The 26,719-nt window shown below is 75.5% G+C and carries 21 protein-coding genes; 3 read left to right on the top strand and 18 right to left on the bottom strand.

Annotation, left to right across the window (positions count from 1 at the left end; all coding sequences use genetic code 11):
* Positions 1-586 precede the first annotated feature (586 nt).
* Positions 587-1,534, bottom strand: a complete 948-nt coding sequence (locus tag DEF28_RS06840) for a ribonuclease Z (RefSeq protein ID WP_114398399.1) — start codon at positions 1,532-1,534, stop codon at positions 587-589.
* Between the two features lie 55 nt (positions 1,535-1,589).
* The gene (locus DEF28_RS06835; RefSeq protein WP_114398394.1) at positions 1,590-2,192 is read right to left on the bottom strand and encodes a CGNR zinc finger domain-containing protein; all 603 of its coding nucleotides are present in this window, start codon (positions 2,190-2,192) and stop codon (positions 1,590-1,592) included.
* Positions 2,193-2,295: 103 nt separating this feature from the next.
* Here DEF28_RS06835 and DEF28_RS06830 point away from each other — a divergent pair, with 103 nt between their 5' ends.
* Positions 2,296-3,468, top strand: a complete 1,173-nt coding sequence (locus DEF28_RS06830; protein ID WP_114398393.1) for an epoxide hydrolase family protein — start codon at positions 2,296-2,298, stop codon at positions 3,466-3,468.
* Between the two features lie 39 nt (positions 3,469-3,507).
* Here DEF28_RS06830 and DEF28_RS06825 read toward each other — a convergent pair whose 3' ends face one another.
* The 10 genes from DEF28_RS06825 to DEF28_RS06780 all read right to left on the bottom strand — a co-directional run bounded on the left by DEF28_RS06825 (position 3,508) and on the right by DEF28_RS06780 (position 18,984).
* Positions 3,508-4,689, bottom strand: a complete 1,182-nt coding sequence (locus DEF28_RS06825; RefSeq protein ID WP_233515137.1) for a hypothetical protein — start codon at positions 4,687-4,689, stop codon at positions 3,508-3,510.
* Between the two features lie 931 nt (positions 4,690-5,620).
* A complete protein-coding gene (locus DEF28_RS06820; protein ID WP_233515136.1) occupies positions 5,621-6,346 on the bottom strand; it encodes a sirohydrochlorin chelatase in 726 nt (241 codons plus the stop codon).
* A gap of 107 nt (positions 6,347-6,453) precedes the next feature.
* Positions 6,454-7,629, bottom strand: a complete 1,176-nt coding sequence (locus DEF28_RS06815; RefSeq protein ID WP_114398392.1) for a uroporphyrinogen-III synthase — start codon at positions 7,627-7,629, stop codon at positions 6,454-6,456.
* The gene (nirD, locus tag DEF28_RS06810; RefSeq protein ID WP_114398396.1) at positions 7,626-8,000 is read right to left on the bottom strand and encodes a nitrite reductase small subunit NirD; all 375 of its coding nucleotides are present in this window, start codon (positions 7,998-8,000) and stop codon (positions 7,626-7,628) included. The genes DEF28_RS06815 and nirD overlap by 4 nt, the downstream gene beginning before the upstream one ends.
* A 5-nt stretch (positions 8,001-8,005) precedes the next feature.
* Entirely contained in the window at positions 8,006-10,525 is a 2,520-nt protein-coding gene (nirB, locus tag DEF28_RS06805; protein ID WP_114398391.1) for a nitrite reductase large subunit NirB, read from the bottom strand.
* A 481-nt stretch (positions 10,526-11,006) separates the two neighbouring features.
* Complete coding sequence (locus tag DEF28_RS06800) at positions 11,007-12,113, bottom strand: hypothetical protein (RefSeq protein WP_114398390.1); 1,107 nt, start codon at positions 12,111-12,113, stop codon at positions 11,007-11,009.
* 484 nt (positions 12,114-12,597) lie between these two features.
* Positions 12,598-13,155, bottom strand: a complete 558-nt coding sequence (locus tag DEF28_RS06795) for a hypothetical protein (protein ID WP_114398389.1) — start codon at positions 13,153-13,155, stop codon at positions 12,598-12,600.
* An 848-nt stretch (positions 13,156-14,003) separates the two neighbouring features.
* Positions 14,004-15,437: an FAD-dependent oxidoreductase gene (locus DEF28_RS06790; protein WP_114398388.1), complete on the bottom strand. Its 1,434-nt coding sequence runs from the start codon at positions 15,435-15,437 to the stop codon at positions 14,004-14,006.
* 101 nt (positions 15,438-15,538) lie between these two features.
* Positions 15,539-17,605, bottom strand: coding sequence for a molybdopterin oxidoreductase family protein (locus tag DEF28_RS06785; RefSeq protein WP_114398387.1), 2,067 nt, complete (start codon positions 17,603-17,605; stop codon positions 15,539-15,541).
* Positions 17,602-18,984 carry an MFS transporter gene (locus tag DEF28_RS06780; protein WP_114398386.1) on the bottom strand — a complete coding sequence of 461 codons (1,383 nt, stop codon included), beginning with the start codon at positions 18,982-18,984 and terminating at the stop codon, positions 17,602-17,604. The genes DEF28_RS06785 and DEF28_RS06780 overlap by 4 nt, the downstream gene beginning before the upstream one ends.
* A gap of 232 nt (positions 18,985-19,216) precedes the next feature.
* Here DEF28_RS06780 and DEF28_RS27225 point away from each other — a divergent pair, with 232 nt between their 5' ends.
* Positions 19,217-19,408, top strand: coding sequence for a type II toxin-antitoxin system HicA family toxin (locus DEF28_RS27225; protein ID WP_147280142.1), 192 nt, complete (start codon positions 19,217-19,219; stop codon positions 19,406-19,408).
* Positions 19,405-19,815 (top strand): type II toxin-antitoxin system HicB family antitoxin, encoded by a 411-nt coding sequence (locus DEF28_RS06775; protein WP_147280141.1) that lies wholly within the window; start codon positions 19,405-19,407, stop codon positions 19,813-19,815. Before DEF28_RS27225 ends, DEF28_RS06775 begins: the two co-directional genes overlap by 4 nt.
* 132 nt (positions 19,816-19,947) lie before the next feature.
* Here the strand turns inward: DEF28_RS06775 and DEF28_RS06770 are convergent, their stop codons facing one another.
* From DEF28_RS06770 to aroF, 6 genes are all read right to left on the bottom strand, one after another.
* Complete coding sequence (locus DEF28_RS06770) at positions 19,948-20,796, bottom strand: class I SAM-dependent methyltransferase (protein ID WP_114398384.1); 849 nt, start codon at positions 20,794-20,796, stop codon at positions 19,948-19,950.
* Between the two features lie 65 nt (positions 20,797-20,861).
* Positions 20,862-22,319 carry a 4-hydroxyphenylacetate 3-hydroxylase family protein gene (locus DEF28_RS06765; protein ID WP_181874324.1) on the bottom strand — a complete coding sequence of 486 codons (1,458 nt, stop codon included), beginning with the start codon at positions 22,317-22,319 and terminating at the stop codon, positions 20,862-20,864.
* Positions 22,306-22,860, bottom strand: a complete 555-nt coding sequence (locus DEF28_RS27465) for a flavin reductase family protein (protein ID WP_158562771.1) — start codon at positions 22,858-22,860, stop codon at positions 22,306-22,308. Before DEF28_RS27465 ends, DEF28_RS06765 begins: the two co-directional genes overlap by 14 nt.
* Entirely contained in the window at positions 22,857-24,698 is a 1,842-nt protein-coding gene (asnB, locus tag DEF28_RS06755; protein ID WP_114397805.1) for an asparagine synthase (glutamine-hydrolyzing), read from the bottom strand. The genes DEF28_RS27465 and asnB overlap by 4 nt, the downstream gene beginning before the upstream one ends.
* A gap of 3 nt (positions 24,699-24,701) precedes the next feature.
* A complete protein-coding gene (locus tag DEF28_RS06750; protein ID WP_114397804.1) occupies positions 24,702-25,400 on the bottom strand; it encodes a hypothetical protein in 699 nt (232 codons plus the stop codon).
* Entirely contained in the window at positions 25,397-26,446 is a 1,050-nt protein-coding gene (gene aroF, locus DEF28_RS06745; RefSeq protein WP_181874291.1) for a 3-deoxy-7-phosphoheptulonate synthase, read from the bottom strand. Before aroF ends, DEF28_RS06750 begins: the two co-directional genes overlap by 4 nt.
* Between the last annotated feature and the right edge of the window lie 273 nt (positions 26,447-26,719).

The raw sequence follows: 26,719 nt of genomic DNA, 5'->3' as shown, positions 1-26,719 counted from the left end.
CCGGTCCCGAGCTGGGGGAATGCCGGGACGGCCTGACCGAGGGTACGCATGACCTGCGCGTGACCAACACATGGGACCACAAAATGTGGAAGATGTCACGAATGTGAATGTTGTCGGGATTCGCGGCTTCCGCCATGTGTCATGCGGGCCGCCCGCGCACCGCCCGCCACCGCCCCGCCCGGCGGGTGCCGGTACCCCGCCGCCGGGGCTCCACCTTCGCGTGAGCTCGGCGCCGGCCCGAGCGCCTCGTGGCCCCGCCGGGCCCGGAAGTCCACCCGCCGACCGGGGCCGCGCCTCGCCGGCCCGTCCCCGGCGTGCCCGGCCGCCGTTGCGCGCGGTGCTCACGCACCCGGGGCGCGCGGCATGCACCCGGCGGAACCGGCCGCGAGGCGTCCGCGCCCGCCGCCGATCCGGACCGCGCGGTCACCGACCCGGGACGTAGCGGTCGCGGAACCCGCCGGGCCCCGGCCGCGGCGCGCACCATGCGGGCACTGCCGGGCCGCAGCGGGCGGCCCGGCCCGGTGAGACCCCGGTCGCGCCCGCGGAACGCCCCGTATCGAGGCCGCGGGCGCGGGCCGAGCGCCCCTCACGCGCGGCGCGGCGGGACCGCGATCCGGTCCAGGTCCGCCGCCAGCACGATGTCGCCGTCGAAGTAGCGCGCCGCCTCCGCCGCGAACCGCGGATCGTCATCGGTGCCGTAGCGCTCGGAGATGTGGGTCAGCACCAGCGTGCGCACCCCGGCCTCGGCCGCGATCCGGCCGGCCTGCCCGGCGGTGAGGTGCCGGTACTCCGCCGCCAGCGCGGCCTCGGCGTCGAGGTAGGTGGACTCGATCACCAGCAGGTCCGCGCCCTCGGCCAGCCGCACCGCGTTGTCGCAGACCCCGGTGTCCATGACGAAGGCGAACACCTGGCCGCGCCGCACCTCGCTGTAGTCCGCCAGCTCCAGCCGGGCGCCCGACGCGTCCACGATGCTGCCCTCGGCCTTGAGCCGCCCCACGTCCGGCCCGCGCACGCCGCGCTCCGCCAGCCGGTCGGCCAGCATGCGCACCCCGTCCGGCTCGGCCACCCGGTAGCCGTAGGTGGGGACGCTGTGGTCCAGCGGCAGGGCGGTGACCGTGAGGTCGTCCTCGCCGTCGAGCCGCGCCCGGGCGCCCTCGACCGGCTGCGCCACCAGCACGTCGCCACGGCCGAACGCCCCGGGCCGGGCGAACTCCGAGGCGAGCCGCAACCGTTCCCAGTACCGCCGCCCCGCTGCCGGGAACGCCACCCGTACCGGGTGCCGCACCCGGTCCCGCGCGATCCGCTGCACCACGCCCGGAAGGCCGAGGCAGTGGTCACCGTGGAAGTGCGTGACACAGATCCGCGTGACGTCGTGCGCCGACAGCCCCGCGTACCGCATCTGCCGCTGCGTGCCCTCCCCCGGATCGAACAGGATGCCGTGCGCGTCCCAGCGGAGCAGGTAGCCGTTGTGGTTCCGCCGCTTCGTCGGCACCGCGCTGGAGGTCCCCAGGACCACGAGTTCCCGCGTCGACATGCCGGTGATCATGACAGGTGGGGCGTGGAGCGGCAATTCTTGTGATGCGGACGCGTCATGACATGCCGCCCGGACATGAGGGCGAATCACGGAGACCCGGGTCCGGGCGCCGGTTGGCGGTGAAGCGCGCCTTCTTCTGGCGGTTTCCGCACGTGTTCATGTCACACCATTTGCGGGTGCGACTTCGGCTGGTGTCGAAGAAGGCGGCCCGGCAGGTCGGTGATGCGCACAGGGCCAATCTTCCGTCTCGTTCGCCGGCGATGATGCTGATCGCGTCGGCGGCGATCACGCTGAGGGCGTCCTCCACGCGGGAAGCCGGGCCGAGCCGCCATTGCCGCCCGCCCTCGGGCGTCAGGATCGCGGCGGCCCGCCCCTCGGTGCTGCGGTCATTGATGACGTGGACGGCGGATGCGGGGAGAGCGTTCCGGGTCGCGGCCGCCGTCGCGGCGGTGTGAATCGACTCCCGCAGTTCCCGGGCGAGGTCGAGCTGGGCGGTGGTGCACGAGTCCACGGCGAAGCCGTTCACCGCCAGCCAGTCCACGAGCCGGTGCGGCGTGGGGATGCGCTCCACGGCTTTGCCATGACGCTCCGTCAGCGTCGCCGTGAAGCTGGTCGCCAGCACGTTGCCGAGACGAAAGTCAGGGAACCCAGCACGCATGGAACCACCTTAGCCGGTTCCATGTCACCATGAAGCCATGCTAGAACCGTCTTAGCCGGTTCGTGATGGCGCGTGGCCGGTCCCGCGATGGCCAGGAGGTCCCATGCCCCGTCCGACCAGCGACGTGCGAGCGTTCGAAGCCCACGCGACCGACGCCGAACTCGAGGATCTGCGCGCGCGACTGGCCGCGGCGCGGCTACCGGAGGCCGAGACGGTGCATCGCGCCGCGCCCGGACCGCGCCGATGGGAACAGGGCGTCCCTCTCGCCGACCTCGTCGATGTCGTGGACCACTGGCGCACCGGGTACGACTGGCGGTCGTTCGAGGAGCGCCTGAACGGTATCGGCCAGTTCCGCACGACCATTGACGGTCTTGGCGTCCACTTCCTGCACCGCCGATCCGCGCGCGCCGATGCCACTCCGCTGATCTTGACGCACGGCTGGCCGGGCAGCATCGCCGAGTTCATCGACATCGTGGACGAGCTGGCGGATCCGGAAGCGGCGGACGCGCCGGCGTTCCACGTGGTGGTCCCGTCGCTTCCCGGCTTCGGTTACAGCGACAAGCCGGCCGCCACCGGGTGGGGGACCGAAAAGATCGCGGCCGCCTGGGTGGAACTGATGGGAAGGCTCGGCTACCGCAGGTTCCTGGCCCACGGCGGCGACTGGGGAGGGAACATCACCACGGTCCTCGGCGGCAGGTTCCCGGCACACGTTCTCGGCATCCACACGACGTTTGCGGAGGCACCGCCCGGATTGCCGACGGACGGGCTGACGGCGGCCGAGCGCGGATGGACCGAGGAGACCCGCCATTTCTGGCGGCACCGCGCGGCGTACGCGAAGCAGCAGGCCACCCGGCCGCAGACCATCGGCTACTCGCTCGTCGACTCACCGGTCGGGCTGCTCGCCTGGATACTCGACAAGTTCGCCGAGTGGTCGGACACCGAGGACAGCCCGTTCGAGACGATTTCCCGAGACCGGATTCTTGACGACGTCACCCTCTATTGGCTGACGCGGACCGGCGCATCGGCGGCCCGCATTTACTACGAGAGCCACAACTCGCTCGATCCCGAACTCCGGGTCGACGTCCCGTCGGCGATCACCATGTATCCCCGCGACATCGAGAAGTGCCCGCGCCCCTGGGCACAGGAGCGGTACCGGCGGATCGTCCGGTGGAGGTCGCCGGAAAGCGGGGGGCATTTCCCGTCGCTGGAGGTTCCCGGGTATTTCGTCAAAGACCTGCAAGACGGCCTCGCGGCGGTGCTGGCCGCTCATCGGTGAAACACTCGGCGGCCCGGCGAAGGGCGCCGACGCGCGCCGCTAACCCGGCGGCATCCGCGTCACCTCCGGTTCCCCGTCCGGGAACAGCGCCCGGGCGGGGTCCTCCAGCCGGACGCCGTTCAGCGCCGCTGCCGCCCGCGCCAGCTCCGGGTTGCGCAGGTGGCCGCCGACCGCGCGGATGACCGCGCGCAGGCCCTCCCGCACGTCGGCCCCCCGGGTCAGCGCCGCGTAGTGCGCCGCGACCGCGGGGGTCCGCGACTGGCAGGCCCAGCAGTGCAGCAGCACCCGCTTGCCCTCGGCGCGCAGGGCCGCGACGGCCCGGGCCGCGTCGTCGAGCACGAAGTGCAGGTTCGGGTTGGCGCCGGGGGTGTCGTACAGCCACACCTGCACGGTGTCGCGCGCCGGGAGGTGCGCGGGATGGTCGTCGGTCCCCATCCGGCACAGCGAGACGACCGCCTCGGCGTCGCGCGACGTGCGGACGTACTCCATGTCGCACAGCACCACCCCGGGATCGTGGGGGTGCGGCACCTGGAACGCCGGCTCGCGCAACCGCTCCGCCTCGCTCCTGGCCAGCGACCGGCAGTGCGGCCAGTCGCCCGGATCCGCGCCGGGGAGCGCCCCCAGCGCGATGGTGACGAGGAGCCGGGGCGGGAGGATGTCGGCCAGCCGCCGCTGCGAGTCGAGTGCGATCCCCGAGGCCCCCCACCGCGCACCGGCGAGCGCCCCCGCGTACATCGCGGCCTCGTCCCCGCCTCGGGCGTGCGCGGACCAGATCGCGCCCACCAGCTGCGAGCAGGGGAACACCCTGCGCACCGGGTCCAGCCGCGGCACCGGAGTCTCCAGGGCGCTGCGCCATCCGACCAGTGCGGGACCGTGCGGAAGCGCGAGGTCGGCCGGCGGCACCCGGCCGTCGGCGACCGTGCCGCGCAGGGCGACCGCCCACGCCCGCTCCGGTGCCGTACCGATCACCCCGGCCAGCCCGGCGGGGTCGTCCAGGTGGCCCAGTGCGGTGGTGACCAGCCAGGCGAGCTGGGAGGGACCGACGCTGTCGCCGTCGGGGTGGGCCAGCTCCCCGGCCATGGCCGGCGGCGCTCCTACGAGGCACACCGCCACCGCCGCGCCGAGCAGCGTCCCCGCCGCGCGGTCCAGGTGGGGTGCCTCCCGGTCCCAGGGGCGGTGGTTGACAGGCTCGTCGACGCTCAGTCCGGTCTCGGGGGGCATGCCGCTCCTCGCGTGGGGGATCACCGGCCATGACCGGTATTCCCCGCAATGGCAGCGGATCACCGGCGATGCCGGTTCCGGCCACGCCGTGGCCGACCGGAACGGGATCCGGGCACCGCGGGCCGCTCGGCCGGTCGCGGGTCCGTGGCAGGCCGCGGCCGCGTGCGCCGTCCGCGCGGTCGGCGGCCGGTCCCCGGCGCTCCCCGCTGCCGCCGCCGGCCGGGTCGCACCGGTTCCGAACAGCCCCACGGCATCCCCGCCACATGCGCGAGGCCGACGCGCACGGCAGGAAGAGGCCGACCCGCACAGCAGGAAGAGGCCGACCCGCACAGCAGGAAGCGACGGGAGGCCGGTCGCCGCCGGCCACCCGTGCCTTCCCAGCTGCCCCCGTACCGCCTCCCGGCGGGAGCAGCCCGAACGGTACGGCCCCGGGCGCCCACCGCAGGACGGCACCGCCGCCGGCTCCTCGACGGCGCCTGGAAGCACATCGCCGGACAGCCGCATCGGCACCGGAACCGGGCCACAGCACCAGCATCGCCCCCCGCCACGCCCCGCGGGACGCACTCCCGCGCCGCCCGGAGGCGGGAAAGGACGGGGCCCAGCCCGGCATGGAAGCGGCGGCTCCGAAGCGTTCCAGCGCACCGGGAGGCGGGGGACGGACGGCCGTGGCCGGGCCTCCGCGCCGCCCGGCCGGAGAACGCTCACCACCGCGCGGCGGCCCGGGCAGGCGCTGCCGCGGCGGTTCCGACCCCCCGGTGATCCCGGTAGGACGCCCGACGACCGGGACCGCCCGCTGGGGCGGCGGTACGCACCCGGGTGTCCCCCGCTCCCCGGGGCGCGGTTTCGGGCGCGGTCGCCCGGTCCGGGCGCGCGGCGGCAGGCCACCGGCCCGGAGGCGCGGCGCGAGGGCCGCGGCGTCACTCGGGCGCGGTCAGACCGCCGCCGGGAGCACCGCCGCCCGGAAGCGGGCGACGACGGCGTCGGCGACCGCGTCGTCCGGGCACAGCGGCGCCGCGACGGCGTCGGCACCGCTGCCGGACAGCCGGGTGTGGAACAGGCCCGGTGCCAGCAGCCACGAGCCGACGGCGACCCTCCGGTGGCCCGCGGCGCGCAGCCCGGCGACGGCGTCGGCGACCGTCGGCGCTCCGGTGGCGATGTAGCCGACCCGGACGGGGGCGAAGAGCTCCCGGGCGAGGCGGTCGGCGGCGTCGGCCACCTCGGCGCGCGCGGCCGGGTCGGAGGACCCCGCCGCGGCGAGCACGACCGCGTCCCCGGGCCGGTAACCGGCCCGGCGCAGACGGCGGGCGGCGGTGGCGACGAGCCGCGGATCGGAGCCGAGCGCCTCGGTGACACGGGCGTCGGCGCGGCCGGCCCGTGCGAGCTGCGCGGGAATGTCCACCCGCACGTGGTAGCCGGCCGCGAGGAACGCCGGCACCACGACCACCGGGCCGGTGATGGCACCGGCGACCTCGCCCACGTCGGGGGCCAGCACGTCGGCGAACCCGAGCCGCACCGGCATGCCCCCGAGCGCGGCCACCCGCCGGGCCAGCCCGTGCGCGACGGCCGTGCCGCGGGGGTCGCGGGTGCCGTGCACCGCGAGCAGCAGCGTGGGGTCCGGCCCGCTCACCTGGCTCGCCCCCTTCCGTTCATCCGCCACGAGGGCTCCGTTCTCTGTTCACTCGCCACGAAGAACCCGCTCCACCGTTCACTCGCCACGAAGAACCCGCTCCACCGTTCACTCGCCACGAAGGCTCCGCTCTCCGTTCACTCGCTCCGGGGGTCGCAGTCGCCCGTGTCGAGGGACAGCCGGTAGCCGCGTTTGACAACGGTCTGGATGATGCGGGGGTCGCCGAGCGCGGCGCGCAGCCGGGCCACCGCGGTCTCCACCGCGTGGGCGTCGGCGTCGCCGCCGAGGGAGGCGAGCAGCTCGGCGCGGGCGCGAACCTGGCCGGGCCGCCGAGCGAGTTCGCGCAGCACCCGCATGAGCGCGGGCGAGACCGGGCGCAGCTCGCCGTCGAGCAGCACCGCCTGACCGCGCAGCCGGAGCACGTGGCCGGCCACCGGCAGCGTCGGGGCGGACTCGGGCAGCTCCTCGGCGAGCCGCTTGACCAGGGCGCCGATCCGCGCGCGGGCCGGCCAGACGGCCGGGATGTCGCGCGCGGTCAGCGGACCCGCCGTGACCGGGCCGACGCACATCGCGAGCGTCGCGCCGCGCAGCGCCGCGACCAGCCGCCGCTCCGCGCCGGTGACGCGGGCCCGCTCCAGCAGCCCGGCGGCGGCGGGCGCGCTGGTGAACGTGACGGCGTCGACCTGCCCGGCGGCGACCGCATCGATCAGCCGGTCCAGTGGGGCGACGTCCTCGGGAGTGGTCCACCGGTACACCGGGACCTCCACGACCTCGGCGCCGGCCATCCGCAGCGCCGCACAGAAGTCCGGCAGCGGCTCCCCGTGCAGCTGGACGGCGACCCGCAGACCGGACACACCGCGTTCCAGCAGGTAGTCGAGGACCTCGCCGGAGGACTCGGAGGGAGGCGACCACTCCTCGGTGAGCCCGGCGGCACGGATGGCCCCCTTCGCCTTGGGGCCGCGGGCGATCAGCCGGGAGGAGCGCATGGCGGTGAGCAGCGGCTCCGCCAGTCCCCAGGTCTCGCATGCCTCGACCCAGCCGCGGAAGCCGATGCCGGTGGTGGCGACGACGATGTCGGCGGGGCGCTCGGCCAGCGTGGTGGACACGGCGCGCAGCCGGCGGTCGTCGCTGAGCGGCACGATCCGCAGCGCCGGGGCGCAGAGCACCTCGGCGCCCTTGCGGCGGAGCAGCGCCGCCAGTTCGTCCGCGCGACGGGCCGCCGTGACGGCCACCGTGAATCCGGCCAGCGGCTCGATCGGGGCAGCGGGTGCGGGGGCGCCCAGCACGTCGACCGGCTCGGCGAGGCGGTTCATGTCCGGGTGCGGGCGTCGGGGGCGGCGGCGATCTCGACGACGCCGCCCCGCTCGCGCACCGGGTGGGTGTCCAGGCGGACCTCGGGGTCGTCCAGGCAGGCCCCGGTGCGCAGTGCGAAGACCTGCTTCAGCATCGGTGAGGCGACGGTGGGCTCGCCGGCCCGGTCGCCGACGATGCCGCGCGACAGTACGGCCGCGCCGCTGAACGGGTCGATGTTGTCGACCGCGTACAGCTCGCCGTAGAAGGTGCGGAACAGCGCCGCCTGCCGGCCGTCCGGCAGCAGCACGGCCACGCCACGCTCCGCGGCGAGCCGGTTCGACGGGCAGGCGGGGATCCACGTACGGTCCGGGGCCAGGGTGGCGACGGTCATGGCGGTCACACCTCCACGTGGTGGGGTCGGGTCGTGGGCATGCCCAGGGACACGGGACCGGCGGGCACGGGCTGCTCGCGCTCGGTCCCGAAGGTGATCGTCGGGTCGGGCGTGTCCGGGGCGTTGGCGAAGGAGACGAACCGGGCCAGCTTCTCCGGGTCGTCCAGGACGCCGCGCCACTCGTCGGCGTAGCCGGCGACGTGCCGCGCCATGGCGGCCTCCAGTTCGGCGGCGATGCCGAGGGAGTCCTCCACGACGACGGCGCGAAGGTGGTCCAGTCCGCCGTCCATGGCCTCCATCCACGCGGCGGTGCGCTGCAGCCGGTCGGCCGTGCGGATGTAGAACATGAGGAACCGGTCGATGTAGCGGACCAGGGTGTCGTGGTCGACGTCGGACACCAGCAGCTCGGCGTGACGCGGCCGGAAGCCGCCGTTGCCGCCGACGTAGAGGTTCCAGCCGTTCTCGGTGGCGATCACCCCGACGTCCTTGCCGCGCGCCTCGGCGCACTCGCGGGCGCACCCGGACACGCCGGCCTTGATCTTGTGCGGGGCGCGCAGCCCGCGGTAGCGCAGTTCCAGCTCCACCGCCAGCGCCACCGAGTCCTGGACGCCGTAGCGGCACCACGTGGTGCCGACGCAGGACTTGACCGCGCGCAGCGCCTTGCCGTAGGCGTGCCCGGACTCGAAGCCGGCGTCGACCAGCCGCCGCCAGATGGCGGGGAGCTGCTCGACGCGGGCGCCGAACATGTCGATGCGCTGCGCTCCGGTGATCTTGGTGTACAGGCCGAAGTCGCGCGCCACCTCGCCGATCACCACGAGCTTGTCGGGGGTGATCTCGCCGCCGGGGATGCGCGGGACGACGGAGTAGGTGCCGTTGCGCTGGATGTTGGCGAGGAAGCGGTCGTTGGTGTCCTGGAGGGCGGCCTGCTCGCCGTCCAGGATGTGCCCGCCCTGGGTGGCGAGGATGGAGGCGATGGCGGGCTTGCAGACGTCGCAGCCGCGGCCCCGGCCGTAGCGGGTGATGAGCTCGGTGAACCCGGTGATGCCGGTGGCCAGCACGATCTGCATGAGCTCGGCGCGGCTCTGCGGGAAGTGCTCGCACAGCGCGCTGGACTGCGCGACACCGGACTCGGCGAGCAGGCTCTTGAGCATGGGCAGGCAGGAGCCGCAGCCGGTGCCGGCCTTCGTGCAGGTCTTGAGGGCGGGGACGTCGGCGGCGCCCTCGGCGATCGCCGCGGTGATCGCGCCCTTGGTCACCGCGTGGCAGGAGCAGACCTGCGCGTCGTCGGGCAGCGCGCCCACCCCGGCCCCGCCGTCGCCGCGGCCGGGGGCGATGAGGTCGAGGGGGTCGCCGGGCAGCGGGCGGCCGACGAGCGGGCGCAGCGAGGCGTAGGCGGCGGCGTCGCCGACCAGCACCCCGCCGAGGAGCGTGGCGGCGTCGTCGGAGACGACCAGTTTGGCGTAGCGGCGGCCCGGCGCGTCGTTGAGGACCACCTCCAGGGCGCCCTCGGTGCGGGCGTGCGCGTCACCGAAACTGGCGACGTCCACGCCGAGCAGCTTGAGTTTGGTGGAGGTGTCCGCACCGGGGAAGGTCGCCGAGCCGCCCAGCAACCGGTCCGCCGCCACCTCGGCCATGGCGTTGCCCGGCGCGAGCAGCCCGTAGACGGTGCCGTCGATGCTCGCGCACTCCCCCACCGCGTACACCGCCGGGTCGGAGGTCCGGCAGGCGGCGTCCACGGCGACGCCGCCGCGCGGGCCGAGCTCCAGTCCGGCGTCGCGGGCCAGCTGGTCGCGGGGGCGGATGCCGACCGCGAAGACGACGATCCCGGCCGGGATCTCCCGGGCCGACTCGCCCTCCCCGATCCGGACCCGGGCGACCCGCCCGTCCGCGCCGGGGACCACCTGGGCGACACCCGCGCCGGTGTGCACCGTGACGCCGGTCTCGGTGACGAGGTGGCCGAGCAGCGCGCCGCCGCCCTCGTCCACCTGGGCCGGCATGAGCCAGGGGGCGAGCTCGACGACGTGCGGCTCGACTCCGAGCAGCCGCAGCGCGTTGGCCGCCTCCAGGCCGAGCAGCCCGCCGCCGACCACGACGCCGGTCGTGGCGGTGCGGGCGTCGGCGGTGATGGCCTCCAGGTCGTCGATGGTGCGGTAGACGTGGCAGCCGGGCAGGTCGTGGCCGGGCACGGGCGGCACGAACGCCGAGGAGCCGGTGGCGAGGACGAGGGCGTCGTAGTCGAGCACGCTCCCGCCGGCGGTGCGCACGGCGCGCCGGGCGCGGTCGACGGCCACCACCGGGTCGCCGAGGCGCAGTTCCACGCCGTCGCGGGCGGTGAGGTCGGGGAGGCGCAGCCCCTCCTCGGTCGTGCCGTCGAAGTAGGAGGACAGCGCCACCCGGTCGTAGGCCGGGCGGGGCTCCTCCCCCAGCACGACGACATGCCAGGCTCCGGCCGAGTCGCGGTCGCGCACCGCCTCGACGAGGCGGTGCCCCACCATCCCGTTTCCGATGACGACGAGTTGTCTCATGCCGCGTTGCTCTCCTCGCGGTGGTCGGCGGGCGTCACGGCGGCGCGTCCCGAGAGCCGTGGTACGCCCTTCAGGCAACCCGGACGGTGTTTCACCCCCGTCAGACGGACGTGTCGGCCGTGTTTCGTTCTGCTGTCACCGCAGGTGACGAACCGGTGAGTGGCTCCAGAACCGGGAGAATCCAAGGTCAGAGCGGCTGTCCCGGGCGGTGCGCTGGGTGGGAGCGGGGCCCCGTCCGGGCACGCGTCCGCGCCCTCCGTCCGGGCGGCACCCCTCGGACAGCTCTGGACGGACCGGACGCGCCCGGGCGGTCGGAGGGTGCGGCGGCCACTGGCCGTGGACGGTCGGCGCCCGCTCGGACGGGGTGCCGACCAGCCGGCCGCAACGGATCGCGGACTCCGGTACCGGAGTCCGGTGGCGGGTGCGCGCATACGGCGGCCGCGAGCGGTGCGGACCCGCTCGGCGCGGCCTGCTTCGGGGGTCAGGCGACCGACGCGCCGCCGCGGTGGGCCGGTCCCGTTCCTCGGGCCAGCCGGCTCTCGGCCGCCCGGACCGTGCTGCGCCCCGCGCCGTGCCGGACGCCCCGGGCGACGGCGGTGGTCACGCCCAGCGGCGCGGCCGCGGCCGCCTGCGGAGTGGATCCGAGGACCCCGCGTGCGACGTCGATCGTGTGCCGGACCTCCCGGATCGCGTCCGCGACGAGCGTCTCCGCCTCTCGGTGGCCCCCGGCGTCGCGAGCGGCGCCCTGCGGCTCTCCCGGGGCGTCCGCACCGCGCGGGGCCGCGGCCGTGCCCAGCAGTCGGTCCATGGCCGTTTCCTGCCGGCACCGGTCCAACCGGTGCTCGGCCTCCGCGAGTGCTCCGGCACGCTCGGAGCCGGAGCGCGCGTCCCGCCGTGCCGTCGCGATCCGCGTCCGGAGGCCGTCGAGCTCCTCGTGCAGGGCGGCCAGTCTCGCGCCCTCCTGGACCAGGGTGAGGGCCTGCGACACCGTCATGTCCGGCAGCCTCGGAGCGGCCGCCGGCGCGTCGGCCGCCGTGGTGGTGGGGGCGGTCGTACGCGCGGAGGCGCCGGTGCCGGCGGCCGCCGCGTCCGGGGCGTCGGCCGGCTGGAGGCCGGGGTCGCGCCGGACATAGGCCCGCGCTCTCGCCGCGAGATCATTGACCACCCGCCGGGCGGACCGCGCCTTGTGCGTCGCGTCGCCGTACACCTGCAGGCTCTCGGTCAGGCGTTCCGCCTCCGTGGGCTGCTTCGGCGCCCGCCTGGTGAGCCTGCTCGCGGCGGAACGCCAGCGGGGCTGCGCGGCGCGGGCCTCGGCCAGCGCCTGCCGCAGGATGGCGTCGCCTGACCAGATGTCGGTCCGCAGGTAGTCCTTGAAGGGGAGTCCCTCACCCGGCTCCATGCTGGAGGCCGAGCGCCACGCGCCCCGGTCCATCCTCGCGCTGCGGACCCGGTCGGCCGCCTCGATCAGCGGGGCGGCGGCTTCCAACGCCGCCGCCAACTCGCGTGCCTCCGTCTCGAACTCGAGTCTCGCGGCGTCATGGACCCGCTGGAGCGCCGTGGGGCCCGGGGCAGATACGTCGTCGGCCATGTTCTGCCTTTCCAAGAGCGCGGGCAACGGGCGCGCCTCGGGACTCGACCGGGGGGCTTTCGGGCCGCTGCCTCGTCGCGTCATCCTAGCCTTCGGCGTCCGCCGCGGCCGGCGTCGCGCGGTGCGCGGGCTCCGCCGAGGGCCGCGGTCGCCGGGCGCCCGGAGGACGCGGGCGGCGCCGGTCTGCTGGTGCCGGGCTCACGGGCGTAGCGGGGCGCGCCGCGGGCTCGGCCGCTGCCGCCGGACGCGCTGCCCCTGACGGTGGCGAGGGCGCGACGCACCGGTCCACCGTGCGGCGGGTGCCCGTCGCTGCTGGCGCCGACGGCGGCCTGGCCGCCCGGGGTCCGGCTGGCGCACGCGGCGCGGCGGGGGGAGCGGCTGTCCCCTCGGCCGGAGCACGGCACACGCCGGCCGGCGTCCTGCCGGCCTCGTCGCCGAACCGGCGGTCGCGGTGCTGAGGCCGGCCGCGCGGCCGAGCTTTCCGTCACCGGCCGCCGGATCCGCGCTCCAGCTCGTTGTTGTAGAAGACCCCGAACACTCCGGCGACCACGAGGACCACGAGGGCGGTGACCCCCCAGCGGACGTCGCCGAGCCAGATCCACAGCAGCACCATGGCCGGGCCGCTGAGGCCGAGGACGGCGGCGATCCAGCCGTGGACGGTGGCGGCGGTGGAGCGGGGGCGGCGGGGGATGACGGAGTCGCGTCCGTCCTGGAGGACGGCGCTGGCGTCGATCCCGTAGCCGTCGAGCCACTCGTCGACGAGGTCGCCCATGTTGTCGGCGACGGTGGCGCTGAGGTTGCGCGCGGTCTCGTCCGCGGCCTCGGGCGAGTGGCGGATCAGGGCGCGCATGAGGTAGGCGACCGCGTAGGCGTGCACGGCGACCTCGACCGAGGCGGTCCGGGCGGCGGGGTCGGCGGCGGCGTCGATCCGGTCCAGCCGGCCCAGCTCGAAGGCGGCACGCGCGGTGTGAGCGCGCGCGATATGGCCGGCGGTGGCCTCGTTGGGGAGCTCGGGCCACGGGCGGAGGATGTCGGGGTCCACGGGGGGAGGGCCTTCCTGGCAGGCGGTGCGGTGCGGCCCGCCGTGTCGCGGGCGCTGATCATTATGGCCCGGCGCCGCCGCCGGATCCGCCGTGTGGCCGCTTCCCGCCGCCGGCGGCGGGCGGCGACGACGGCCGGGCCCGGGAGTTGCCTGCCCGCAATCCGCCGGAAGGCACGTCCGGTCGCGGCGCGGCACCCAGCGGGACTCCCCCGCCGCGGCCCCCGACCGGGCGCATCGCCGCTCCACGAGGCCGGCGCGGACGCGTTGGCGCGTCCCGCTGGCGGCCGGGCACGGCGCCGGCGGCCACGGCCGCGCCCGCCTTCCCGGCCTGCGGCGGTGCCGGCCCTCCGGCCCGGTGGGTCGTGGCGGGGGGACGGTCCTCGCTTCCCCGAGCCGCAGGCACCCGCGCTCCGGCAGGCGGCCGAGGCCGGCGCACGGATGGTGAGCCGGTACGGCCTGCCGGAACGGAGCGCCAGCACCGCCGGCCGCGGTGCTGAGGGCCCGCGACGCGGCCGGTCCCCGGCTCCCGGGGTCGCGGCCGGGGGACGGGCGCGGCTCCTCCGCCGCGCCCTGGGCCGGGTGCGGTCGCCGCCAGCGGTACGGGCGGCGGAGCCGCGAGCTGGGCCGGGCCGCAAGCGGCGCCCGTGTCTGCGCCGCCATGGCGACCCGGCCGGGTCGATGCGCCGCGGCCGCGGACCCTGCCGCTCCCTCCATGCGGCGCCGCTCGCCGCGGGCCCGGCCTTGCGTCCCGCCGGCCCCGCGTCTCCCGGGGCGGGCCAGGCGTACGCCGGGCGTTGGACCGGCACGCCCGTCGCCCGCGTGCCGGCCGCGGCGGCGCCGCCGCGGCGTCACCCCGGGACGGTCACCGGCGCGGTGTCGTCCCAGGCGGCCAGCAGGGCGTTGACGTCGCGGACGCACCCGCCGCAGCCCGTGGTGGCGCGCGTCGCCTCGGCGAGGGCCTCCCGGGTGCGGGCGCCGCACCGCCAGGCGTCGGACAGCTGGTCGCGGGTCACGCCGTTGCACCGGCAGACCAGAGCGGGGGCCGCCCCCTGCGGGTCACCGGCCGCGGGCTCGGGCAGGGCGCGGCCGAGCAGGAGGGCGAGCCGGTCGGCGGGGACCGGCGCCCCCAGGTCGAACAGCTGCGTGATGGTGGCGGCGGCGTCGGGGAAGCCGAGCAGGATCGCGCCCACCACCCGATCGGAGCGGACCGACAGCTTGGCGTAGCGCCGGCCGTGCGGGTCGGAGAGGGTGAGCGTCTCGGCCTCGGCGTCCACCTCGCCCAGCGAGGTCAGCTCGACCCCCTCGGCCTTCAGCCTGGTCACCACCGCGCCGCCGCGGTAGCGGGCGTGCGGGGCGCTCCCGGTGAGCAGGTCGGCGAGCACGGCGGCCTGCTCCCAGCCCGGCTGGACGAGGCCGGCGCCGCCGTCGGGGTGCTGGGCGCAGTCGCCGATCGCGTGCACGCGGGGCGCGGAGGTGGCGAGGGCGTCATCGACCAGGATGCCCCGGTCGACCGCGAGGCCGGCCGCGCACGCCAGCTCCGTGGCGGCCCGCACACCGGCCGCGACGACGACGCTGTCGGCGGCGACCAGCCGGCCGTCGTCGAGCAGCAGCCCGTGCCCCGGCTCCCAGCGCGCGGCGGTGCGGCCGGTGAGCGCGTCGACGCCGAGCGCCCGGAGTTCGACGGCGAGGATCGCCGCGGCGGCGGCGTCGAGTTGGCGCGGCATCAGCCGGGGAGCGGGCTCGACCACCGTCACGCGGGCGCCGCGCGCGGCGAGCGCGCGTGCCGTCTCCAGGCCGAGCAGGCCGCCGCCGAGGACGGCGACCGGCGCGCCCGGGCGGGCGTGGCCGAGCACGCGGCGGCAGTCGGCGAGGTCGCGGAGCGTGCTGGCACCGGGCGCGGGTCCGCCGTCGGCGGTCAGCCCGTCCACGGGCGGCAGGGCGGCGCGGCTGCCGGTCGCCAGGACCAGCTCGTCGTAGTGCAGCGTGTCGCCGTCGTCGAGGTCGACCCGGCGCCGCGCGGGGTCGAACGCGGTGGCGGCGACGCCGGTGCGCACCGTGACGGCCGGGCCCTCGACCGCGGGGAACAGCAGGTCCGGCCCGGCGAGGTCGCCGGCGAGCAGCCGGGGCAGCAGCACCCGGTTGTAGGCGGGTTCGGCCTCGGCGCCCACCACCGTCACGCGGACCCGCTCCCCCGCCGGGTCGCGGCGGGCGGCCTCCTCGGCGAAGCGCGCGCCGACCATCCCGTTGCCGATGACGACCACGTGCCGGGGTCGCTGTGTCATGGCTGTCGCCCTCCCTCGATCGTTGGCGGGGCCTGCCCCACCGGTGGTGCCTCCGGCGGGCCGCCGCCGGACGCGCGGGGCCCGGACGCGGCCGCCGGACGCTAGCCGTCGTCCGCCGCGAGCCGCACCGCGCACGCCTTGAACTCCGGCATCCGGCTGACCGGGTCCAGCGCCGGGTTCGTGAACAGGTTGGCGCGCTGGTCGCCGGCGAAGTGGAACGGCAGGAACACGGTGTCCAGCCGGGCGTCCGCGCGGTAGCGCACGCGGGCGCGGGTACTGCCGCGCCGCGAGCTGACCAGCGCCCATCCGCCGTCGGTCAGCCCGCTGCGGGCCGCGGTGTCGGGGTGGACCTCGACGTAGGCCTCGGGCTCGGCCGCGGCGAGCTCGGGGACCCGGCGGGTCTGCGCGCCCGACTGGTACTGGGCGAGCACGCGGCCGGTGGTCGCGATGAGCGGGTAGGCGTCGTCGGGCACCTCGGCGGCGTCGCGGTGCTCCACGGCGGTGAACCTCGCCCGGCCGTCCGGGTGTCCGAACCGGTCCAGGAACAGCCGCGGCGCGCCCGGCGCGCCGGCGGGGCACGGCCAGTGCAGCGCCTCTCCGGAGTCCAGCCGCTCCGGCGTCACCCCGGAGTAGTCGGCGGCGCCGCCCGCCGACGCCGCGCCGAGTTCGGCCAGCACGCGGTCGGGGTCGGCCGGGAACTCCGCGGCCCGCCGCCCGAGCCGCACGGCGAGGCCGTGCAGCACGTCGAGGTCGCCGCGCACTCCGGTGGGCGGGGCGCAGGCCCGGCGGCGGCGCAGCACGCGGCCCTCCAGGTTGGTCATGGTGCCGTCCTCCTCCGCCCACTGGGTGACCGGAAACACCACGTCGGCCATCTCCGCGGTTTCGGACATGAAGGAGTCGGCCACCACCAGGAGGTCCAGGGCGGCGAGCCGGTTTCGGACGCGGTCCGCGTCCGGCGCCGAAACCACGGGGTTGGAGCCCAACAGCAGCAGCGCGGCGGGGCCGCCCCCGGTGCCGAGGGCGTCGAGGAGCTCGTAGGCGCTGCGGCCGGGGCCGGGCAGCGTCTCGGCGGGCACTCCCCAGACGCCGGCCACGTGGGCGCGGGCCGCGGGGTCGTCGATGCGCCGGTAGCCGGGGAGCTGGTCGGCCTTCTGGCCGTGCTCGCGGCCGCCCTGCCCGTTGCCCTGCCCGGTGAGGCAGCCGTAGCCGGAGCCGCGGCGGCCGGGCAGGCCGAGGGCGAGGGCGAGGTTGATCCAGGCCGACACGGTGTCGGTGCCCTTGGCGTGCTGCTCGGTGCCGCGCCCGGTGAGCACGTAGCCGTTCGCGGCGCGGCCGAGCAGCCGGGCGGCGGCGCGGATGTCGGCGGCGGCGACCCCGGTGACGCGCTCGGCGCGCTCCGGCCACCAGGCGGCGGCGTGCCGCCACGCGGCGTCGAACCCCGTGGTGCGCTCGGCGAGGAAGCCGGCGTCGAGGAGCCCCTCGGCGCGCGCGGCGTGCAGCAGGCCGAGGGCGAGCGCGAGGTCGGTGCCCGGGCGCGGTGCCAGGTGCATTCCGTCGTGGGCGAGGGCGTGCTCGGCGGTGGCGCTGCGCCGCGGGTCGACGACGATCAGCCGGGCGCCGGTCAGGTGGCCCATGAGCGGGGGCATGGTCTCGGCGACGTTGGCTCCCGCGAGCAGGACCGCGTCGGCTTCGGCCAGGTCGGTGACCGGGAAGGGCAGCCCGCGGTCGACGCCGAACGCGCGCAGGCCCGCCGCGGCGGCCGAGGACATGCAGAACCGGCCGTTGTAGTCGATCTGGGAGGTGCCGAGCGCCACCCGGGCGAACTTGCCCAGCAGATAGCTCTTCTCGTTGGTCAGACCGCCGCCGCCGAACACCGCCACGGAGTCGGCGCCGCGCTCCTCGCGCAGGGCGCGCAGCCGGCCGGCGACGTGGTCCAGGGCGGTGTCCCAGTCGACGGGGCGCGGCGGCGCGCCGCGTTCGGTGCGCAGCAGCGGCGTGGTGAGGCGGTCGGGGCTGCCGAGCAGCGATCCGGCGGTCCAGCCCTTCCGGCACAGCCCGCCGCGGTTCGTGGGGAAGGCCGCGGGCCGGGTCCGGTACCCGCCGTCGGCGGCGGGCTCGACGTGCATGGCGCACTGGAGCGCGCAGTAGGGGCAGTGGGTGAGCGTCATGAGGCGGCCACGGCGGCGGGCCGCTCGCTGCGGACCGGGCGGCGCAGGTAGACGGTGTAGGTGACGGCGATGCACACCACGTAGAAGGCGAGGAAGGCGGTCAGCGCGGGCACCGCGCTCCCGGCGCCGGCGAAGGACTCCCGGAACGCCAGGTTGATGGCGACACCGCCGAGCGCGCCGACGGCGCCGGCGATGCCGATGAGGGCGCCGGACAGCCGCTTGGCCTCCGCGGCGGCCTCCGGGCGCGGCACTCCGGCGGCGACGCGGTCCTCGGCCTTGGCGGCGAAGATGGCCGGGATCATCTTGTAGGTGGAGCCGTTGCCGACGCCGCTGAGCAGGAACAGCGCGATGAACCCGGCGAGGAAGAGCGGCAGCGACGCCTGCACGGAGGCGGCGATGATGACGGCCGTGCCGCCCGCCATCGCGGCGAACGTCCACAGGGTGATCCGGCCGCCGCCGAAGCGGTCGGAGAGCCAGCCGCCGACCGGCCGCGACAGCGATCCCAGCAGCGGTCCGATGAAGGTGACGGCCGCGGCCTCCAGCGGCGTGCGGTCGAACTGGTTCTGCAGGACGAGGCCGAACGCGAAGCCGTAGCCGATGAACGATCCGAACGTGCCGATGTAGAGGAACGACATGATCCAGCTGTGCCGGTCCCGGCAGACCGCGATCTGCGCCGCGGCGTCGGAGCGCGCGCCGGCGAGGTTGTCCATGTGCCGCCAGGCGACCCAGACCGCCGCCAGGATCAGCGGCAGGTAGGCCAGCGGGAGCAGCCGCGCCTCGCCGAGCCCGAAGACGGCGATCACCGCGAGCCCGATGAGCTGCACGGCGGGGACGCCGAGGTTGCCGCCGCCGGCGTTGAGACCCAGCGCCCAGCCCTTGCTGCGTTCGGGGAAGAAGAAGTTGATGTTGGACATGGAGGACGCGAAGTTGCCGCCGCCCAGGCCGGCGGTGGCGGCCAGCAGCAGGAACAGCCAGAACGGTGTCTCGGGCCGCTGGACGAGCACCGCGGCGACCGCGGTCGGCAGCAGCAGCACGGCGGCGGCGAAGATCGACCAGTTGCGTCCGCCGAACCGGGGGACGGCCAGCGTGTAGGGCAGCCGCAGCACCGCTCCCACGAGGGTCACGACGGAGACGAGCAGGAACTTCTGCTCCGGGGAGAACGCGAAGCCGTTCTCCGGCGTCATGAACAGGACGAGGACCGACCAGATGCTCCACACGGAGAACCCGAGGTGCTCGGCGAAGATGGAGGCCCACAGGTTGCGGTTGGCGACGCGGCGTCCCCTGGTCTGCCAGAAGTGCGGGTCTTCGGGCTCCCAGTGGCTGATCCAGCGTCCGCCCGCGCGCTGCTGCCCGGCCGCGGTCTCGGTTTCGGTGTGCACCGTTTCCCGCCTTCCTCAAGGTCGTCACCGGTTCGCCGACGACAGTAGGGCGGGGTGTTTGCCGATGTGTGACCGCTCGTAACGCCGGCGAAACAGCCGCCTCACGTTACGGACCTCGGCGCGGTGAGATCGCGGGATGGGTGGTGACTGCGTCTCGCTGCTACATGCACCGAATGACCGTTTTTGTCTAACGAGATTAGACTTGAATGTCTAATCCAGATAGACTACAGCCATGAAACACGGAGCACTGATCAGCCGACTTCAGGACATAGCCAAACGCACGGGGTTGTCACTGGATCTCGTCCGCCATGGCGGCAATCACGACCTCTACCGCATCGGCTCAGTGGCGCGGGTCGTCGGCCGTCACCGGGAGATCCCGGAGCAGACAGCGCGCGGGACCATCCGAAAGGCAGAGCAGGCATGAGTGTGAACGTCGAAGCAACGGCCGTCCGCGAAGGGCGGTGGTGGGCCGTCACCATCCCGTCACAGGATGCCGTGCCGGCGGGTCCGCATTACACGCAGGGGAAGAACCTCAAGGATGCCGAGGCCATGGCCGCGGACGCCGTCGCGCTGCTCCTGGACGTCGATCCCGCCACCATCACGGTGAACCTGACGGTTGAAGCCCCCGAGGAAGCGCGGGTTCACCTGCGCGCCATGGCCGACGCCGAGTCCGCCCGGGACGAAGCCGAGCGGAAGCGTCTCGCGGAACTCGCGGCAGCCGCACAAGCCCTCGTTGACGCGGGGATGACCGTGCGCGACGCGGGGCGGGTGCTGGGGACGTCTCATCAGCGGGTCGCCCAGTTGACCAAGCGGCCGGGCGCGCCCGCGTAGCCGCCGCCCTCGTGCGCTCCTGATCCGGCCGGTGCAGGGGCGATTGGCCGGACGCCGGTCCGGCGCGTGCGAAGACCCCGGCGTCCGAGTGATCCGGTGATTGCCCGGGCGGCGGGCGGTCCGCGATCGTGCTCATTCGCGACGGCGCAGCCGCCACAGGCGCACGGTCATCGGGTACAGCGACCCGGTTTCGTCCAGCCGCCGCTGCGCCGCGCGGGCGACGGCGTCGAAGAACGCCACCTGGCGGTCGGGGCCGGCGAGACGGCTGAAGTGGTCGCCGAACGTGGCGAGGTGGAAACGCACGTGCTCCGCCCCGTCCGCCGGGCGCATGGCGGGCCGGCGTTCCCGCACGATCTCGCTCTCCAGCGCGGGGGCGAGCAGCGCGGCGACGTCGGCGGCGGGCCGGGCGCGACGCCCCATCGGGGTGACGCCGTGCCGGCGGAGCAGGTCGGGGAACTTCTCGGGCGAGGCGAGACCGAGGTCGGCGGCCGCGTCGCGGACGATCTCGTCCTCGCCGCCCAGACCGTCCGCGTCCAGCGCCGGGTGGTGGGTGGTGAGCAGCACCCGGCCGTCGGGGGCGAGGTGGGCGGCGATCCAGCGGAACACGGCGTGTTCGTCGGGGTGGAGCCAGTGCAGCACCGAGGTCATCGTGATGACGTCGAACCGGCGTCCGAGGCCGGGCGGGTGCCGCAGGTCCGCGTGGCGGAACCGGACCCGATCGCCGAGGTCGGCGAGCACGGCGCGCGCCCGGGCCAGGCGGTGCGCGGAGCCGTCGACGCCGAGCCCCGTGGCGGCGGGTTCGGCGTCGAGGAACGCGCGGAGCAGTGCCCCGGTGCCGCACCCGAGGTCGGCGACCGTCCGCCAGCCCGCCGGGGCGTGCCGGCGTACCCAGTCGATGTCCTGTCCCTGGCGCAGGTGCCGGATGTCGTCGTAGCCCTCCATGGTGGCGGCGCGGCCGGTCAGCTCGGCGTCGGTGGTCATGGTCTGCTCCGTGTCGTGGGGCGGGCGGAGGGCCGGTGCCGGGCGAGCGGGCTCGCGGGCCGCGCTCACAGGGGGCGGGAGATCAGTTCGCGGACCCGGCCGAGGACGTCCTCCTGGTCGTGGCGCAGGAAGAGGTTGATCCGGTTGCGGGCGAGGTCGCCGCGGTGCACGAACTCATAGAGGTCCTGGCGCTGCCCGAAGCCGTCGCCCACCAGGTCCCACGCCAGCCGGAACAGCCGCGACTTCTCGGCGGCGCCGATGTCGCGCCCGCGCATGTACCGGTCGAGCTGCGGCCGCAGTTCGGAGGCCAGGTCGCGTTCGGTGGGCTGCATGAGCACCCCGGAGCCGCCGATCCGCCGCAGGATCTGCACGGCGCGCCCGGACGTCTCGGCCGCCCACACCGCGGTGGCGGCGAGGTCGCCGGGCGCCAGCAGCCCGCCGTCGGTCGGGCGCGCGTCGGCCTCGCCGGCGGCGATGAAGTGGTCCAGCACGCGGACGAACGAGGTGAGCTCCCCCAGGTCCTCCTGGATGTTGCGGAAGGCGGCCACCCCGATCGAGTCCGCGGCTAGCGTGGCCACCGCCAGCAGGGTGCGCAGCCGTTCCCGGTAGCGGACGAGACCGATGTAGGCGCTCCAGGCGGTGATCCGGCGCAGCCCTTCAAGAGCGAGCGCGCCGTCGTGCAGCAGGAACACCCGGTCCCACGGCACCAGGACGTCCTCGAAGAACAGCATGGCGTCCTGCTCGTCGAACCGCGCGGCGAACGGGTGCGCGTGGCCGTAGGGGGCGGCGCCGAACGGCTCGCGGCACAGGATGCGCAGGCCGGGCGTGGCGAGGGGCAGCGCGAACCACACGACGAACCGTTCGGCGCCGCGCCGCGCGAAGGACGCCGAGAGGTAGACGAGCACCTCGTTGGCGAGCGGTGCCAGCGTGGTGAGCTGCTTGGCGCCGCGCACCACGATCCCGTCCGGCCGCTCGGCGACGATCCGCAGGGCGTTGTCCGGGTGCTCGACCGGGTCGGCGGACCGGTCGATCTGCGGGTCGCCGAGCGCGTGCGTGAGGACGAGATCGTTCTCGGCGACGTGGGTGTAGTACCGCTCGGCGTTCGCGCCGAACTCCGGCCGCGCCGCCGCCAGCCGGTTCCGGAAGTCGTAGAGGCCGACGAGGATGGTCGCCATGAACGCGGGCGAACGCCCGTGCTGGCCCCAGGACTCGCGGAACCAGAACTCGGCGCCGCGCCGGACCGCGCGCAGGTCGGCCACCGAGCGGGGCGGCCGGTAGGACTGCGCGAGCCGGTTTCCGGTGCGCGGTGACTCCCAGGTGAGCAGGTCGCGGTGGTCGGGGTGATGCTGGAGGTCGAACTGGCGGGCGAGTTCGCGCGCGGCGCCGCGGAACGCCGGGTGCCCGGCGACGTCACTGACGCGTTCGCCATCGAGCCAGACCTCCCGCCCGTCGTCGAGGCTGTCGAGGTAGCGCTTGCCGTCCAGCACGCCCTGGGCGGCGGTGAGATCCTCAAGGTCGCTCATGCGGCGGCTCCGATCGGCGTCGGTCGGGTTCGGGCGGGGGTTTCACGGCGAAGGCGCACGGTGCCGTGCCGTGCAGGCGGCCGCGGTGGTAGATCAGGGGCGCTCCGGGGGCGTGCGCCGTCTCCAGGACGCGGCCGAGCAGGATCGTGTGGTCGCCGCCGGGCAGCCGGTGGTGCAGCGCGCAGTCGAACCTGCTGAGCGCGTCGTCGAGCAGCGGTGCGCCGCTGCGCCCCGGGCTGGTCGCGACGGCGGCGAACCGCCCGCGGGTCCGGCCCTGCCCGGGAGCGGCGAACCGTTCGGCGAGGTGGCGCTGTCCGGCGTGCAGCACGCTGACGGCGAACCCGCCGCTGGCGCAGATGACGGCGACGATGGGGCTGCGGGAGTCGACGGCGACCGAGATGAGCGGGGGCTCCAGCGACACCGATGTGAAGGAGGAGACGGTCTTGGCGAAGCTGTGCTCGCCGTCGCTCGCGGCGAGCACGGCGACTCCGGTCGCGAAGCCGCCGGCGGCCGCGCGGAAGGCGGCGGTCCTGCCGGTCACCGGATCCGCACCCGGTGGCCGCGCAGCCAGGCGTCCAGCGCCAGCAGGTAGTCGAGTCCGCCGGTGGGGTGCGGCGCGGCGCGCGGGCCGGGCAGCACCTGCCCGGCCGCCAGCGCGCGCCGGATCCGCGAGCGGTCCACCAGGGTGAACACCGGCGCGTCGGGGGTGGCCAGCAGCTCCCGCACGCCGTCGCGCAGCGCCGTGGCGTAGCTGTCGGCGGAACTGGCCGGGTACCCGCTCTTGCGGCGGTGTGCCACGGCGGCCGGCAGCAGGTCGCCGACCGCGCGCCGCAGCAGCCCCTTGGCGGCGCCGCCCGGGGTCTTGTGGTCCCAGGGCACGTTCCACAGGTACTCGGCGAGCCGGTGGTCGGCGAAGGGGACCCGCACTTCCAGGCCGGTGGCCATGCTCATGCGGTCCTTGCGGTCGAGCAGGGCGGGCAGCCAGCGGGTCAGGGCGAGGTAACCGATCTCCCGCTGCCGCGCGTCGCGCGGTGTCTCGCCGGCCAGGCGCGGCACCTCCGCCAGGGCCTCCCGGTAGCGCCGGGCCCGGTACCGCCCGGGGCGGATCTCGGCGCGGGCCTCGGGGGTCAGCAGCTCCTCGGGCAGGACGGCGGCGTGCAGCCACGGAAAGGTGTCGGCGGCCACCGCGGCGGGGTCGTGGAAGTAGGGGTAGCCGCCGAAGACCTCGTCGGCCACCTCACCGGACAGTGCCACGGTGACGTGCCGCCGGATCCCGCGGAACAGCAGGTGCAGCGACACGTCGGGCTCGCCCCAGCCGGGCAGGTCCCGGGCGGCCAGGCCGACGCCGCGCTCGGCGGCGAGTTCGGTGCCGGCCACGACGACCACGGTGTGCGCGGTGCCCAGGTGCGCGGCGGCCGCCCGCGCGTAGGGGGCGTCGTCCTCGCTGTTCCAGGCGCCCAGCGTCTCGGGCCGCTCGTCGGCGGGGAACTCCACGGCGAACGTGGCGAGCTTGTCGGTGCCGCCGGCTTCGCGGGTGTGCGCCGCGGCGAGCGCGGTGACGGCGGTGGAGTCGAGTCCGCCCGAGAGCAGCAGGCCGAGCGGCACGTCGCTGACCAGTTGCCCGGCCACGATGTCCGCCAGCAGGTCGCGGACGGTGCGGACCGTGGTCGGGAGGTCGTGCGGATGCGGGTGGGACTCCAGCCCCCAGTACCGGGTCTCGGTGACGCCCTCGGGGGACACCCGCACGAGGTGACCGGGGCGGACCGCGCGCATGCCCCGGTACACGGCGGCGCCGGGGGTGGGGGCGGCCGGGACGGCGAAGAGCTCGGCGAGTCCCTCCGCGTCGACCTCGGCCGGGAACTCCGGGTGGGCGAGGATGGCCTTGGGTTCGGATCCGAAGAGCACGCCGCCGCCCAGAGGCGCGTAGTACAGCGGTTTGACGCCGAGGCGGTCGCGGACGAGGAGCAGTTGGCGGGCGCGCACGTCCCAGATCGCGAACGCGAACATGCCGACCAGCCGGGTGACGGCGCCGGCGCCCCAGTGCAGGTAGGCGCGCAGCACCACCTCGGTGTCGGATCGGGTGCGGAAGCGGTGCCCGGCCGCGCTCAGCTCGCGGCGGAGGCCGGAGAAGTTGTACACCTCGCCGCTGTAGGTGATGACGGCCACCGGGGCGCCGTCCTCCTCGGCGACCATGGGCTGTGCACCGCCTTCGACGTCGATCACCGCGAGTCGGCGGTGCCCGAGCGCGGCGTGCCGGCTCAGCCAGACGCCGTGCGCGTCCGGGCCGCGGCAGGCCATGGAGTCGGCCATGCCGGCGGCGATGTCGCCGGCGCCGCGCAGGTCACGGTCGAAGTCGACCTGTCCGGAGATGCCGCACACCGCTCAGCCCTCCCGTCCCGGAGCCGGCGGAGCGGGCCGGTGCCCGGCGGGGGCGGACGCCTCCCACTCGCAGCCGTGCCCGTCGGGGCCGTCCAGCAGGCGGTGGCCGGCGCGGTAGCCCCGGACGGTGAAGTTCGCGGAGGTGGCGAGCGTGCAGTACTGGCAGGGTGACTCCAGGGTGATGGGGACGCCGCGCGCTCGGGCGCGTTCGCGGTAGTCCCAGATGGCGCAGTGCGTGATGGTGATCCCGGCCCGGTAGGGACCGGCGTGGGTCACCTCGTAGTCGGAGCCGTACAGTTCGGCCTGCCCGGCGAGCCGCGTGACGACGTCGGCGGCGCCGCCGCCCCGTTCGGGCTCCACTCGGCGGTGCACGGTGGCGTTGGCGCGCGCCCAGTGCTGGAGTTCGGCCAGGCCGTAGCGGGAGACGAGGAAGTGCTCCATCAGCGCCTGGGCGCGGAAGAACACCCGTTGCCACGCCGCCGGGTCCTCGTCGCCGGGTTCGGGGAGGCCGGCGAGGATCTCCGACAGGGTGTGCGGCCATTCGGTCACAGCGGTCTCGGGGTGCCGGCGGACGAGGTGGTCGGTCATGCCGGCGGTGGCCTCGACGACGCGCCGCCGCCACAGCGCGGCGCGTTCGGCGGCGGACATGGTCACGACGGCGGCCGGGCGTGGGTGGCGTGGTTCCAGGTCGGTCGACGTCACGTGGGGTTCCCTTCGGCGAGGACACGGGTGTCGGAGGCGAGTGGGCGGCCGAGCGCGCGCAGGAGGGGGCGCAGGTCCGCCATGAGCCGGTCGAAGTCGGTGGCCGTGAGCGCCTGCGCCCCGTCGCAGCGTGCGGTCTCGGGCGCGGTGTGCACGTCGAGCAGCAGACCGTCCGCCCCTGCGGCCGCGGCGGCGAGGGCGAGCGGGCGCACGAGCTCGCGACGGCCGGTGGCGTGGCTGGGGTCGACGAGTACGGGAAGGTGGCCGCGGCGCTTGGCCACGGCGACGGCGCCGAGGTCGAGGGTGAACCGGGTGGCGGGCTCGAAGGTGCGGATGCCGCGTTCGCAGAGGATGACGTGCGGGTTGCCGGTGCGCAGCACGTACTCGGCGGCGCCGAACCACTCGTCGACGGTCGCGGCGAGGCCACGTTTGAGCAGCACCGGGCGGCCGCTGCGCCCGGCCTCCTTGAGCAGTTCGAAGTTGTGCATGTTGCGCGCGCCGATCTGGAGGATGTCGGCGCTCTCGGCGACGGCCGCGACGTGCCGCGGGTCGAGCACCTCGGTGACCACGGGGATCGCGGTGATCTCCCGCTGCCGGGCGAGCAGCGCCAGCCCCTCGGCTCCGAGCCCCTGGAAGCTCGCCGGGTGGCTGCGCGGTTTGAAGGCCCCACCGCGCAGGATGGACGCGCCGCCGAGGGCCACGACCGAGGTGATGTCGTTCAGGACGGCCTGGCTCTCCACGGCGCAGGGGCCCGCGGCCACGACGAAGGCGTCCCCGCCGACCTCGACCCCGAACCCGACGTCGACGCGCGTGGTCCGTGGCCGGACCCGCCGGGCGGACAACCACTGGTCGCCGGGAGCGGTGAGGACGTCGATGACGCCGGGGGTGGCGGCCAGCCGGGTGACGGTGGCGGTGCCCGCGTGGCCGTCGACGGCGAACACGCACCGGTCCGGGCCCGGGTGGCGGGTGTGGGTGAGGCCGTTCTCCACGAGGATCCGGTCGATCCTCGCGAGGACGGACGGTCGCGCGTTCGTGATCACTAGCACAGTCGGGGTTTCCGTTCCTGGCCGTGGCGGCAGCGATTAACTCGAATTTAGAAACCGGAATAGTAGGAAAACAAGGATCCGATCGGATCCTCTCCCTCCGTGTCGCTCTCGACTCGGCCGGCCGGCGCGGCGACGCGGGTCACATTGCCGGGCGGCCGCTCGTCGGTCATCGACTCCCACATCGGCATCCGGGGTTCGGCTCGGCCTGCCGCGCGGTTCCGTGATCGCTGGCCACGGCGAGGTCCACCCACTGGCCACAGACGCGCACGCCGG

This window comes from Marinitenerispora sediminis (assembly GCF_003336425.1).
GTDB classification, from domain to species: Bacteria; Actinomycetota; Actinomycetes; order Streptosporangiales; family Streptosporangiaceae; genus Marinitenerispora; species Marinitenerispora sediminis.
This window is presented reverse-complemented; position numbering and strand designations above follow the sequence as displayed.